Source organism: Lentzea sp. NPDC042327 (genome assembly GCF_040647275.1).
Classification (GTDB): domain Bacteria; phylum Actinomycetota; class Actinomycetes; order Mycobacteriales; family Pseudonocardiaceae; genus Lentzea.
This window is the reverse complement of sequence record NZ_JBEZBX010000018.1, coordinates 1-13292: the sequence shown is the minus strand read 5'-3', so window position 1 is coordinate 13292 and position 13292 is coordinate 1. Positions and strand designations below refer to the sequence as shown.

11 protein-coding genes and 1 pseudogene are annotated in these 13292 nt (G+C 71.6%); 8 read left to right on the top strand and 4 right to left on the bottom strand.

The features are described 5' to 3' along the window. Positions 1-76 precede the first annotated feature (76 nt). Positions 77-460, bottom strand: coding sequence for a VOC family protein (locus tag AB0A63_RS34255; RefSeq protein WP_360398637.1), 384 nt, complete (start codon positions 458-460; stop codon positions 77-79). Between the two features lie 133 nt (positions 461-593). Here AB0A63_RS34255 and AB0A63_RS34250 point away from each other — a divergent pair, with 133 nt between their 5' ends. Beyond that, the gene (locus AB0A63_RS34250) at positions 594-3788 is read left to right on the top strand and encodes a GH92 family glycosyl hydrolase (RefSeq protein WP_360398635.1); all 3195 of its coding nucleotides are present in this window, start codon (positions 594-596) and stop codon (positions 3786-3788) included. A gap of 13 nt (positions 3789-3801) precedes the next feature. Beyond that, positions 3802-4695 (top strand): hypothetical protein, encoded by an 894-nt coding sequence (locus AB0A63_RS34245; protein WP_360398633.1) that lies wholly within the window; start codon positions 3802-3804, stop codon positions 4693-4695. Here the strand turns inward: AB0A63_RS34245 and AB0A63_RS34240 are convergent. Continuing rightward, positions 4690-5598, bottom strand: coding sequence for an RluA family pseudouridine synthase (locus AB0A63_RS34240; RefSeq protein ID WP_360398631.1), 909 nt, complete (start codon positions 5596-5598; stop codon positions 4690-4692). The two genes, AB0A63_RS34245 and AB0A63_RS34240, sit on opposite strands and share 6 nt — an antisense overlap. Before the next feature lie 93 nt (positions 5599-5691). Between AB0A63_RS34240 and AB0A63_RS34235 the strand changes: the two genes are divergently transcribed. Further along, positions 5692-6555, top strand: coding sequence for an EamA family transporter (locus AB0A63_RS34235; protein ID WP_360398629.1), 864 nt, complete (start codon positions 5692-5694; stop codon positions 6553-6555). On the opposite strand, the gene AB0A63_RS34230 is transcribed toward AB0A63_RS34235, so the two are convergent. Continuing rightward, positions 6458-7345, bottom strand: coding sequence for a LysR substrate-binding domain-containing protein (locus tag AB0A63_RS34230; RefSeq protein WP_360398627.1), 888 nt, complete (start codon positions 7343-7345; stop codon positions 6458-6460). The genes AB0A63_RS34235 and AB0A63_RS34230 overlap by 98 nt on opposite strands. Before the next feature lie 80 nt (positions 7346-7425). Between AB0A63_RS34230 and AB0A63_RS34225 the strand changes: the two genes are divergently transcribed. Together AB0A63_RS34225 and AB0A63_RS34220 are read left to right on the top strand one after the other, a co-directional pair. Beyond that, positions 7426-8028: a hypothetical protein gene (locus tag AB0A63_RS34225; protein ID WP_360398625.1), complete on the top strand. Its 603-nt coding sequence runs from the start codon at positions 7426-7428 to the stop codon at positions 8026-8028. After that, complete coding sequence (locus AB0A63_RS34220) at positions 8025-8699, top strand: fibronectin type III domain-containing protein (RefSeq protein ID WP_360398623.1); 675 nt, start codon at positions 8025-8027, stop codon at positions 8697-8699. Before AB0A63_RS34225 ends, AB0A63_RS34220 begins: the two co-directional genes overlap by 4 nt. A gap of 179 nt (positions 8700-8878) precedes the next feature. Here the strand turns inward: AB0A63_RS34220 and AB0A63_RS34215 are convergent, their stop codons facing one another. Beyond that, positions 8879-9523 carry a hypothetical protein gene (locus AB0A63_RS34215; RefSeq protein ID WP_360398621.1) on the bottom strand — a complete coding sequence of 215 codons (645 nt, stop codon included), beginning with the start codon at positions 9521-9523 and terminating at the stop codon, positions 8879-8881. Between the two features lie 244 nt (positions 9524-9767). Here AB0A63_RS34215 and AB0A63_RS34210 point away from each other — a divergent pair, with 244 nt between their 5' ends. From AB0A63_RS34210 to AB0A63_RS34200, 3 genes and pseudogenes are all read left to right on the top strand, one after another. Next, positions 9768-11936 carry a hypothetical protein gene (locus AB0A63_RS34210; RefSeq protein WP_360398619.1) on the top strand — a complete coding sequence of 723 codons (2169 nt, stop codon included), beginning with the start codon at positions 9768-9770 and terminating at the stop codon, positions 11934-11936. Then, positions 11933-12898 carry a MoxR family ATPase gene (locus AB0A63_RS34205; protein ID WP_360398617.1) on the top strand — a complete coding sequence of 322 codons (966 nt, stop codon included), beginning with the start codon at positions 11933-11935 and terminating at the stop codon, positions 12896-12898. Before AB0A63_RS34210 ends, AB0A63_RS34205 begins: the two co-directional genes overlap by 4 nt. A gap of 331 nt (positions 12899-13229) precedes the next feature. Then, positions 13230-13292: pseudogene (locus AB0A63_RS34200) on the top strand (pentapeptide repeat-containing protein); the annotation flags it as partial.

The following is a 13292-nucleotide window of genomic DNA, read 5'->3' as shown; positions in this document are numbered from 1 at the left end:
CTGTGTTACCGCTCTCACGGTGGCAGGCAGGCACTCCGAGCACAAGAGGTGGTCTATACCTTTTGGGCCTGATCCGTCAGGAGCCGGACCCGTAGGGCCGGGTGATGATCTCCAGGGTGTGGCCGTCCGGATCGCTCCAGTAGACGCCCCGGCCGCCGTCGTTGCGGTTGATCTCGCCGGGGCGGCTGCGGAACGGGTCGGCCCAGTGCTCGAGCCCCTGCTCCCGGATGCGGCCGAAGACCTCGTCGAACTCGTCCTCGGTCACGAGGAACGCGTAGTGCTGCTCGGCGATCGGGCCGGGCGCGGTCACGTAGTCGAGCGAGACGCCGTTCGCGACCTCGACGACGAGGAACGGGCCGAAGCGCACGGGGGCGGGCAGGCCCAGCAGGTCGGTGAGGAAGCGGGCGGAGCGCTCCTGGTCGGTGGCGTGGACGATGGTGTGGTTGAGCTGTACGGGCATGCCTCCTGCTTACCCCGGTGCCGGGGAGTTGTCAGCGATCGTGTCGGTGGAAGCGGTTCGCCGGCTGCGCACCGGCTGACAAAACACGACAGAAGCTGCCGGGGTGGCGGTGATCGGGCAATACTGACTGACCATGCGGACACTGGTTGTAGCCGGGCTGTTGCTGGGTCTGACAGTTCCTGCGCAGGCGGCACCGGCGCAGGAGGACCCGTCGTCATTGGTGAACCCCTTCGTGGGGACGCAGAACTTCGGCAACACGTTCCCCGGAGCGTCGGTGCCCTTCGGAATGGTGCAGGTAAGCCCGGACACAGGAGGTCAGGGCGGCTACGACTACAAGGCCACGTCGATCTACGGCTTCTCCCAGACGCACCTCTCGGGCGTGGGGTGCGGCGTCATGGGCGAGCTGCCGGTGATGCCGACGGTCGGGTCCGTTGACAACGTTGACATCAACGCCTACAAGTCCGAGTTCAGCCACTCGGACGAGCAAGCGCAGCCCGGCTACTACCGCGTCGGGCTGTCCCGGTACGGCGTGAACGCCGAGGTCACGGCGACCCAGCGGACCGGCTGGCAGAGGTACACCTTCCCGTCCAACGGCGCCGCGAACGTCCTGTTCAACACCGGCAAGTCCAACCAGACCGTGCTCGACTCCGAGATCCACGTCGTCGGCGACCGGACCATCGAGGGCCGCGTGCGCAACGGGCGGTTCTGCGCGGGCAAGGACGAGCACACCGTGTACTTCACGGCGACGTTCGACCGGCCGTTCGCGTCCTTCGGCTCGTGGCGGGGGAACGTGCCCACGCCGGGGTCGCGGGACGCGGCCGGCACGGGTGGCAACGGCGCGTGGGTCACGTTCGACGCCACGGCCGACCGCGACGTCGTGCTGAAGGTCGGCCTGTCCTACACCGGGCTGGAGGGCGCGCGGAAGAACCTCGCCGCCGAGGCGCCCGCGTTCGACTTCGACGCCGCGGTGGCCGCGGCGAAGGCGGTGTGGAGGAAGCAGCTCGACGCCGTGCGGATCACCGGCGGCACGCGCGAGCGGCAGGTCGCGTTCTACACGGCGCTCTACCACTCCGTGCTGCACCCGAACATCGCCGGAGACGTCGACGGGAGGTACACCGGGTTCGACGGGAAGGTGCGCACCGCCGAGGGCTACACGCCGTACCAGAACTTCTCGCTGTGGGACACCTACCGGCCGCAGAACCAGCTGCTGCAGGTCCTCGAACCACGGGTGGCCAGGGACGTGGCGCTGTCCGTCGTGGCCGGCGGGCGCGACGGCGGGTGGTTGCCGCGGTGGGCGCTGGCGTCCTCCGAGACCAACATCATGACCGGTGACCCCGTCACGCCGTTCCTGGTCGAGGCGTGGGAGAAGGGGCTGCTGAAGGGCTTCGAGGAGGAGACCTACCAGTTGCTGCGCAAGAACGCGCTGACGTTGCCGCCGGCCGACTCGCCCTACAACGGGCGTTCGGGCGTCGAGCACTACAACGAGCGCGGCTACATCCCGTCCGGTTTGAAGCTGGGCACGGACTGCGCGCACAAGGGCGGCGACAACGACTGCGTGCACCCGGCCTCGGCCACGCTGGAGTACTCGGCGGCGGACGCGTCGCTGGCGTTGATGGCGAAGGGGCTCGGCCACCGCTCGGACGCGCGGATGTTCGCCGACCGCGGCCAGTGGTACCGCAACCTGTGGGACGCCTCGACCGGTCACTTCCGGCCGCGCACCGCCGCCGGCACCTGGCTGTCGCCGTACAACCCGGTCGACGCCGCGCACCAGTTCCACGAGGGCGGCGCCTACCAGTACCAGTGGCTGGTGCCGCAGGACCCGGCCGGGCTGATCTCGCTGATGGGCGGACGCAGGGAGGCCGAGAAGCGGCTCGACGCGTTCTTCGCCTACGACAAGCTGCTCGTCGACCCGGCGGGCACGGCACGGCAGGACTGGATCACCGAGCCGTACGACTACTACGGCAAGCCGACCTACAACCCGAACAACGAGCCCGACCTGCTGGCGCCGTACGTGTACCTGTGGACGGGCACGCCGTCGAAGGCGGCGACCGTCGTGCGGGCCGCGATGACGTTGTTCACCACCGGCCCGGACGGCATGACCGGCAACGACGACCTGGGCACGATGTCGGCCTGGTACGTGTTCTCGTCGCTGGGCCTGTACCCGACGTTCAGCGGCTCGGGTTTCCTGGCCCTGTCGTCACCGCAGTTCCCGTCCGCGACCGTCCGGATCGGACAGCACGGCTCCCAGGGCGGCACGCTGACGGTGACCGCGCCCGGTGTCTCCGACTCGGTGCGGTACGTGAAGTCGGCGTCGTTCAACGGCCGCGACGTGCGCAGGACGTGGGTCGACTGGTCCACGGTGCAGCGCGGCGGGAAGCTGTCCTACGAGGTGTCGGCGAAACCGTCGTCGTGGGGCACGAGCCGCGGTGACGAGCCGCCGTCGCTCAACGACGGCAAGGTGGACTCGCGGCGGTCGCTGAACGCCTCGCTGCGCGGCACCGAGGTCGTCATGCCCACCTCCGAGTCGGCGCAGTCGCTGACGCTGCAGCTCGACGTGCTGGCGCAGTCACCGTCGGCCACGACGGTGCGGCCGGAGGTGACCGCGCCCGCGGGCTGGGCGGTGACCGGCGCACGGCCGTTCGCGATCGTCTCGCGCGGCCTGCCGACGCAGAAGACGGTGCCGCTGACGGTCTCCGTACCCGCGGGCACGCCGGTGGGCACCTACGAGGTGGCGGTGAAGGTCGAGGCGGTGCAGCTCAAGGCCACCGTGGAGGTCAAGCAGGCCGCGCTGTGCGCGTTCTCGGCGTGCTCGGTGGACATCGCACCGGAGCGCAACCACGACGGCACCGCGTCCGTCACCGCGTCCTCGTCGGGCAACTTCGACGGCGGCGGCTGGAGCTACGACGAGGCGCTGCTGCCGCCCGCCGGACCCGTGACCTGGGGCGGCATCACCTACCAGGCACCGGACCCGACGGGCACTGCGGCGAACTTCGTCGAGGCCCGCGGCCAGGGCCTGCTGCTGCCGTCCGGTCAGTTCTCGTGGCTGCACGTCGTCGGCTCCTCGCACAACGGGCCGGTGTCGGCGGGCTTCACCGTCTGGTACACCGACGGCACCTCCGCCGAGGTCGCCGCCACCGTGCCGGACTGGGCCGGCGGTGGGCTCGCGGTGCTGGAGATGCCGCACCGGATCAAGGCGGGCCAGGGCGTGGACGGGCCGCCGGTGCGGTTGTTCGGGCAGTCGCTGCGGCTGGACCCGGCCAAGACCGTGCGGTCGGTGACGCTGCCGGACGACCCGCGGGTGGAGCTGTACGCGCTCACGCTCGCCTGAGGATGATGGGACCGTGGAGCTGCTGAACGACAACCCGCGGTCCAGCGTGTGGGCTGACGGCGACCGGATCGTCAAACGCGTCATCGGCGATCCGGCCGCTTTCACCCGCGAGGTCACCGCGCTGCGGCTGGCCGCGCACACCGGCGTGGTGCCGCGCGTCCTCGACGTCGACGAGGCCGCACAGACCGTGGTGCTCGAACGGTTGCAGTCCGAGCCGCCGCGGGAGGACTGGGTGGTCGACTACGCGCGGGCGTTGGCCCGCCTGCACATGTCCACCGGTCCGCGGCACGCCGGTCTGCTGCCACGCCAGCGGGTACCGGACCCGGAGCCGTTCCTGCGGCTGGTCCACGCACTCGGAGTCGAGACCGGTGGCGCCGAGGACGAGCTGGTGTTCACCGACACCGGCGGGTTCGACCTGCTGCACGGCGATCCCTGTCCCGGCAACGACCTGTACACCGACCGGGGCGCACGGTTCGTGGACCTCGAAGGAGCGGCGCTCGGCGACGGCCTCAGCGAGCTCGTCTACCTCCGCATCGGCTTTCCGACGTGCGCGCTCGTCAGCGAGACACCGGCACCGTTGCGGGAGGCCGCCGAACAGGCCTACTTCGCCGAACGCGGGTTCACCGCGCCGTTGGAGGACGCGTGCGTGCGCTGGCTGGTGCAGGGGGACGCTCTCGTGCGGCGGCTGCACCGCGACGGCACCGACCACCTCGCCAGGGTGGTGGAGGAGGACTGGGCGTGGACGACCACGACCGCGCGTGACCGGTTGATGTTCCGCACGCGGGTGGTGGCGGCGTTCACCGAGACGCACCCGAAGACGAGCGCGCTCGCACGGCGGCTGCACGAGCGGATGTGCGAGATCTGGCCGGAGCACAGCATTCCAGTCGTGCGCACGCACGTCTCATGACCAGGCGGACAACGACAGCCGCGAGGTGAACGAGCGCTCGACGCCCGAGACCGGGTCTGTGAAGGACAGCGTGCGGGCCAGCAGCTGCAACGGCGAGGAGAAGTCGTCGAGCGGGCGTTCCCGCAGCACCGGGTAGAAGTCGTCGTTCAGGATCGGCACGCCGAGACCGGACATGTGCAGCCGCAGCTGGTGCGTGCGCCCGGTCAGCGGCCGCAACCGGTAGCGCCCCAGCGCACCGCGCTGCTCCACCAGCGACACGTGCGTCTCCGCGTTCGGCTCGCCGGGCTCCTCGAACGCGGTGATGATGCCGCGCTCTTTGACGATCCGCGACCGCACCACGCACGGCAGCTCCAGGTCGGGCCGCACCGGCGCGACCGCCTCGTACTCCTTGCGCACCACCCGGTCGCGGAACATCGTCTGGTACCGGCCGCGCAGCTCCCGGCGGGCCACGAACAGCACGAGCCCGGCCGTGACGCGGTCCAGGCGGTGTGCGGGGGAGAGGTCGGGCAGGCCCAGCTCGGCGCGCAGCCTCACCAGCGCCGTCTGCATGATGTGCTGACCGCGTGGGATCGTGGCGAGGAAGTGCGGTTTGTCGGCGACCACGATGTCGTCGTCCCGGTGCACGACACCGATGGAGAACGGCACCGGCACCTCGACCGGCAGGTCGCGGTGGAACCAGATGTAGCTGTCCGGCACGAACGGCGCGTCGACGCCCAGCGGGCCCGTGACACCCCAGATCCGCTCCTCGCGCAGCATCTCCTCGATGCGCTCGGGAGCCACCCGCGGCAGGCGCTCGACCAGGTGCGCGCGCAACGACGGCCACGTGCCGTCCGGCGGCAGCTTCAGGCGCGCCGCGTCCAGGCCGTTGCGCTGGGGGAGTGGGGAGGAGGGTTTGCGTCTCATCGCACCCGCCAGTCTAAACGTTCGGAAAAACCGAACGACATCGCTCGAAAACTTGAGCTGTACCGAAGAGACCTGGTCAACGAGGCTGTGCCCATGGCGGTCTTCCTGGTCCTCGGTTCGGTCATCTTCCTGCAGTTCGGCGCGGCGTTCGCAAGTCAGCTCTTCGGCCAGATCGGCGCGCCGGGGGCCACGGCGCTGCGGCTGGGCATCGCGGCGTTGCTGCTGGCAGTGGTGGTGCGGCCGAAGTTCCGCCAGGAGACGCTTGTGCTCGGCATGACCATGGCCGGCATGAACGGCACGTTCTACCTCGCGCTCGAACGCATCCCGCTCGGCGTCGCGGTCACGATCGAGTTCCTCGGGCCGCTGGGGCTCGCGGCCGTCCTGAGCCGCAGGCCCAGGGACTTCGTGTGGGTCGGGCTCGCGTTCGCCGGGGTCGTGGTGCTGGGGCTGCGCGAGCACACCGGTGCCGGCCTCGACCTGGTCGGCGTCGTGCTGGCGCTGGTCGCCGCTGCTTTCTGGGCCTGCTACGTCCTCGCCGGCCGCACCATCGCCACGCTGGGCCTCGGCACCGGCGGGCTCGCGGGCGCGAGTGCCGTCGCGGCGGCGCTGACCCTGCCGTACGGGCTGTCGACGGCGGGCACGGCGTTGTTCGAGCCGCGGATCTTGCTGCTGGGCACGCTCGTGGCGGTGCTGGCCTCCGCGATCCCCTACACGCTGGAGATCAGGGCGCTGAAGACGTTGCAGGCCAGCACGTTCGGCGTGGTGCTCGCGCTGGAACCGGCGGCGGCCGCGCTCGCCGGCGCGGTGCTGCTCGGCCAGCACCTGGACCTGGTCTCGCTGTGCGCAGTCGGGCTCGTCATCACCGCGGGGGTCGGAGCGGCGCTGTGGACAGCGCCAGCGCCTCCCGGAACGCCCGCACCGCGGGATGCTGACCTCGCCCTGCCCGTGCCGCGGTGAACAGCAGCCGCGACTGCGGCACCGGCAGCTCGTGCAGGTCCACGGTGACGTCGCGGTCGTACCAGACCAGGTCCGGCAGCAGCGCGACCGCGAGTCCCCGTTCCACGAACCGCAGCTTCACCAGCACGTCGGTCGAGGAGAACCGCACGTCCGGCTCGTAACCGTTGTGACGGCACCAGTTCACGCCGAAGACCCGCTGCGGCATCCCGGCCGGCTCCATGATCCACGGGAACGCGGCGGCCTCGGCGGCGGGCAGTCCACGCGGGACCGCGAGCCGGATCGGGTCACGGCACACCTCCCGGTACTCCAGGCCGGAGAACCTCGCCTCCGGCTGGTCCGGCCACTCCTCCACGAACACCAGGTCGAAGTCCCTGGCGTTCAAGGCGGACAGCGCTTCCGCCGGGTCGAGCACCTGGAACTCGACCCGCAGCGCCGGGTGCTCGTCGCGCATCCGCGCCAGGGTCGCCGGGATCAGCGCGAGCGCCGCGGTCTGGAACGTCGCGACCCGCAGCGTGCCGGTCACCTCGTGCAGCGACGCGGCGACCTCGGACTCGGCCTGCTCCAGCCGGGTGAGGACCTCCTCGGTGTGCCGCACCAGGATCTCCGCCTGCGGGGTCAGGCGCACCCGGCGGCCGACCGGCTCCAGCAACGGCACGCCGACCTCGTTCTCCAGCAACGACAACTGCTGCGAGACCGAGGACGGGCTGTAGTTCAGCGCCTGCGCGACCGCCGCGAGCGTTCCCCTTCTGGAGAGCTCGCGCAGCAGCCGCAGCCGGTGGAGGTCGAACATCCGATCATTATCGGCTACGCTGCCGCTACCGCCCCCTGAGAAAACGTGCTGTCCTCAGCACGTCTTGAGGAGGAATCGGTATGTCCACACGACTCCGCACCGTCGCGGGGATCGCAGCGGCAACCGGTCTGCTCGTGGCGGGTTCGCCCGCGCAGGCCCAGGTGGAAACCGGTCCGTGGACCGGTTACTCACCATCGTTCACCGTCCAGGAACGCGGTTGCGGCACGGTCGACGACCTGACGTTCCGGCTGACCTGCTCCACCGCGAGCGGAGACCAGCGCGCCGAACGCCGGTACGCCACCTACTCCGGCGGCACGCGGCAGTTCGAGGGGAGCTTCCGGATCACCAGTCTCGGCGGCACCCGCGTCAGTCTCAAGCAGACGTTCCGGGAAGGGCCCACCGCGGGACCGTTCTGGATGCTCGCCGTGGAACGCGGCGGCCGGCTCTACGCCGTGCACGGAGGCGACACCATCGCGACCGGCGCGACCGTGGGCACGACCGTGCGGGTGAACACCGTGCACAACACGGCCACCGAGCACCGCACGTACATCAACGGCTCGCGCAAGCACACCTATGCGAGCTCGGGTACGAGCTTCTACGACAAGTTCGGCGCTTATCGGACCTCCAGCGGCCAAGGACCTGCCACGGTCGTCTGGAGCAACATTCGGTTCTGGCGCAAGTGACCCGACGGCACACGTGGTTGGCGGTCCTGCTGTTCCTGGCTGCCTGTGGCCAGGGGCAGCAGGCCCCCGCGCTGACGTCCGAGCTGACCTCGCCGGTCGACGTGACGCTGCACTGGCGTCCGGAGGCGGGGGCGGCCGGGCAGGTCGTCGAGTACGCGAACGCGGCCGACGGCGAGTACGCGGTGCTGGAGTTCGCGCCGCCGGGCAAGAACACCTACGAGCACCCGGACCTGATCCCGGAGACGCAGTTCTACTACCGGGTCCGGCCGTTCACCGGACCGGCCACGGACACCGTGGACGTCGCGCTGCCACCGGGGGAGGAGGTGCCGGAGACCGATGGCCACGAATGGGCGGAACCGCGCAGGACCGGCGGGGGCACGCACCCGGTGTCGTCACCGGAGGCGGCGCCGGGCGTGCTGAAGGCGGAGGTCAAGCACGCGAACGGCATCCTGTTCACGTGGGAGGACCACGCGTCCGACGAGGAGGGGTACCTGATCGAGCTCAGGCCCGCGGGTGCGGCGGACTACCGCGTCGCGGCGCAGCTCGACCCGGACGTCACCTCGTTCGGGCTGATCACACTCCCAGACGAGAAAAACGCGACGTATCGGGTGCGGGCGTTCCGATTCGGGGTCGCGTCGAACCTGACGCACCAGAAGACGGGAAGGGCCTGAACGCCTGCCGGGCGCTCCACGCGCTCGCGGCGAGCAGCACGGTCGCGAGCGCGTAGGGCCAGGTCGCGCTCTCGGTGACGGCGAGGCCGACGTTCACCGCGGCCAGCAGGGCGAAGATGCCGCTCAGCAGCCACCACGTGAGCTGATCTTCATGTCTCAGACCGGTCATGTCGAAGCGGCTACCCGTTCTCGCCGTCCTTCACACCCTCTTCCTCCTCTTTCTTCTCGCCGCGCCGGCGCATGAACCCGAAACCGGGGATGCCGAGGATGGCCTGGCGGACGTCGCTCGTGACCTCCAGCAGCTGGTGCACCTCCGGTCCGACCCGGTCGAGCGTGGCCAGGATCGGCAAGATGTCGCTGGTCAGGTGCTCGGTGAGGGCGGGCAGCTCGTCGACCAGCCTGATCGCGGCCTCGATCTCCTGCGGCGACAGCTCGTCGACGAACCGCTTCGCGAGCGGCTGGGCCTGCTTCGCGATCGGCTCGTAGATGTGGATCAGCTCGTCGGCGGTGTCCGCCGTCCTCCCGGCCGTCGCGACGACGCCACCCGCGCGCTCTGCGACGTCCGCGGCGCTCGCGGTGATCGCGCGCACCTGGTCGACCGCCTTCTCCGCGTCGGCTATGACGTTGCCGGTGCGCTCCACCAGGCCGTCCGCCCGCGCGACGACGGCGTCGACCGCGTCGATCGTGCCGTTGACCTTGCGGACGAGCTGTTCCACCTCGCCGATCAGGTCGAGCACGCGGCCGGGGACCGCGGCCACCGCGGTCGTCGTCGTGACGGCGGTGCCCAGCACCTGCCTGGCCAGTCCCATGCCGGGGATCTCCATGGGTCCACTGTATTCAGGAGAGCGCTCCGCGGCAGGGCGTCCGCCGTGTGTCCGCGTTGATCCGTTCGGTCTGCCGCGCTGAGCGGTTCGGTCCAGTGCCATTCGGAATCCGGAATTGTCAGACCCCGTCATTACCGTTGTCCATGTCGGCCGTGTGGCTGACCGGGCGATCCGGGAACCGAGCACCGTCCGAAGCTGTCAGAGCAGGGGGTTAGCATCCCCGGCGGGCGAGGGAGGGTGCGCGATGGCTTGGTGGCACCGGATCAGACGGATCATCTCCGGTGGAGGGCGGGAGTCGGCGAGCTTCGTCGCGGCACTGCTCGGCGTGCTGGTGCTCGCGGGCGCCGCGCTCGGGCAGGGCATCTCGCGCACCTCGGTGGACGTCTCCGACGGTCTCACCTGGCTGGGCGACGACCAGCGCGGCGAGGTCGTGCAGGTCAACCCGGTGTCGGGCAAGCCGCAGACCCGCCTGCAGATCAGCGGGCCGGACTCGCAGCTGGAGATCGCCCAGGAGGACGGGCGCCTGATCGTGCTGGACCGGCGCACGGGCGAGATCACCGTCATCGACCTCGCGACGCTGCTCGCCTCCGGGCGCAGGCAGGCCCCGCCGGGAGCGACGAGCAAGGTGCTGGTGGCGAACGGGCTGGTGTTCGTCGTCGACCGCGCAGCGGGCACCGTGCACACCGCCGACCCGCTGACGCTGGACGACGTCGGCCAGACGTGGCAGGCGGGGCAGCCGCTCGCGGACGCCGTGGTGGACGAGCGCGGCGTGCTGTGGGTCGTGGACCACGGCGGCACCCTGCGCGCGCTCGACTGGTCGGTGGACGAGGAGAAGTTCGAGGAGCGGTCGCACCGCCAGGTCACCGGTGCCGGGCCGCGCACCGTGCTCGTGCCGCACGACCAGGGCGTGACGCTGCTCGGCCTGGACGGAGGCGTCGTGGTGCGCGACGGCACCGGCGAGGACGTCTCCGCCTCGACCGGCCGACTGGACGCCGAGGTGATCGCCGCGCAGCTCGCGCCGCTCGACCTCGTGCCCGCCTCGGTCCCGTCGTCGTCGGTCGTCGTGCTGGTCGTGGGCCGCGACGTGCTGCGCGTCGACGTCGGCTCGCTGGGCTGCCCGAAGCCCGGCCGTCCCGCGGTGTTCCGCGACAAGGTCTACGTGCCCTGCAAGGGGTCCGGCAAGGTCATCGTGCTCGACCGCGGCGGCAAGCGCGGCGGTGACGACGTGCGCACCGCTGGCGGGTCCGACCCGGAGCTGGTGTTCGACGACGGCCGGCTGTTCGTGAACGTGCCGGGCTCTTCGACCGGTGTGCTGGTCGACGCCGACGGCGCGACCCGCTCGCTGACGATCCGCTCGCCCGAGCTGCCGGTGAAGGACCCGGACCGCTCGCCGCCGCCGTCGGTGCCGCCGCCCCCGCCGCCGAACCCGAACGAGCCGACGAAGCCGCCGCGCAACCCCGGCGGCACCCCGGACGGCAGCGGCCCGACGACCGAGGTGTCGCCGCCGCCGGTGACCACCACCACGACGCCTTCCGCGGGTGGTGCCGCTCCCGGTGCGCCCGCCGGTGTGTCCGTGCGGGAGAAGTCGCGCAGCTCCTCGGCGCTCGTCGTGACGGTGAGCTGGACCGCGCCGGCGTCGGCCGAGCCGATCGCGGGCTACACGGTGTCGGGCTCCGGCTCGTTCACCGGCGGCTCGAAGTCGGCCCAGGTGGCGGGCACGACGGCCGAGCTGTCGCTGCCGTGCGCGGGTTCGACGTTCTGCACGAACGGCAGGCTGGACGTGACGGTGCGCGCGTCGACGGCGACCGCCGCCGGTGCCGCGGGCATGGCCGCGTTCACGGTGACGCCGCCGAACACCCCGCCCCCGCCTCCACCGCCCACCACGACGACGACCACGCCCCCTCCGCCGCCACCGCCCCCGCCGCCGGTCGTGACGACCACAACGACCACGCCTCCGCCGCCTCCGCCTCCGCCACCGCCTCCGCCGTCGTTGCCGAGCGCGGGTGCCACGGTGATCACCGGGCTCACCGGTGCGCGGACGATCCCGACGCGCCGCGTGACCATGGCCCCGCCCCCGGACTGGGCGAGCCACAACGGGCGCTGCGAGGTCGTCAACGTGACGTACGGCTTCGCGGTCGGCATCCCGTGCAACGCCACGTCGGCGACGATCGACGTGGACGAGGGCAGCAACCGGATCGTCGTGCGCGCCTACGCGGCCTCCGGCGGCGGCCAGGTCGACTCGGCCGCGCGGACCACGCTGTTCACCTACGACGAGTGCGCCGGCAAGCCGTCGTGCATCCCGCGCATGGCACCGGCCGGCGTGGAGACGGCCCCGATGGGCGCCGGTGGCCTGGGCCTGCTCGCGGCGGCGTTCCTGCTGCGGATCAAGCCGCGAAGGGAAGAGGAACAGTGATCGACACGGGCGAGGTCTCGGCCTTCCGCGACCTGCACACCCGCCTCGGTGACGCGGTCGAGGCCGCGGTGCGCGGCAAGCGGGACGTGGTCGACCTGGTGCTGGTGGCCATGTTCGCGGGCGGCCACGTGCTGCTGGAGGACGTGCCGGGCACCGGCAAGACGACGCTGGCGCGCGCCGTGGCGGGCGCCCTGGGCGGGGTGTCGCGGCGCGTGCAGTTCACGCCGGACCTGCTGCCCTCCGACGTGACCGGCACGTCGGTCTACGACCCGCAGACCGGCCAGATCCGCTTCCGCCCCGGCCCGGTGTTCGCGAACATCGTGCTGGCCGACGAGATCAACCGCGCCGCGGCCAAGACCCAGTCGGCGCTGCTCGAGGTGATGGAGGAGCGGACCGTCACGATCGACGGCGTCGGCCACACCGTGCCCGACCCGTTCCTCGTGGTGGCCACGCAGAACCCGATCGACCTCGACGGCACCTACCGCCTGCCCGAGGCCCAGCTCGACCGCTTCATGCTGCGCACCTCCATCGGCTACCCCGCGGTCGCCGACGAGCTGGACGTGCTGCGCCCCGGCAGCGGCGCCGGCCGCATCACCGACGTCCGCACCGTGACCTCACCGCGCGAGGTGAGCGCGTTCAGCGGCCGCCTGCAGCTGCTGCACGTGGCCGACCCGATCCTGCAGTACATCTCGGCCCTGGGCACCGGCACCCGCTCCGACGACCGCCTGCGCCTCGGCACGTCCACCCGCGGCCTGCGGACCCTGGTGCGCTGCGCCCAGGTGTACGCGGCCTCGAAGGGCCGGCACTTCGTGGTGCCGCAGGACGTCCAGGACATCGCGGACCCGGTGCTGGCACACCGCCTGGTGCTGACGAGGGAGAGCGTGCTGGCGGGCGTGACGACGTCCGAGGTGCTGGCCGACGTGCTGTCCCGCGTGCCGGTCCCCAAGCCCGCGACGCAATGAGACCGCCCGCACCCCGCGCCGCGCTCACCCGCGCGGCACGGCGCCGCTCTCCGTCGGTCACGGCTCACCTCGCCCTGGTCCGGTTCGCCGGACCAGGTGCTGTCTCGGACCGCGCACCGCACGGACTCCGCCTTGCCGGACTGCGCTCCAGCGGACTGCGCTCCAGCGGGCTTCGCCCCTGCGGGCTTCGCACCACTGACCTCCGCCGCACCGGGCTTCGCCCCGCCGGCCTTCGCCCCGCCGGGCTCCGGCTTGCCGGGCTTCGCTCCGCCGGGCTTCGCTCCGCCGGGCTTCGCTCCGCCGGGCTTCGCTCCGCCGGGCTTCGCTCCGCCGGGCTTCGCTCCGCCGGGCTTCGCTCCGCCGGGCTTCGCTCCGCCGGGCTTCGCTCCGCCGG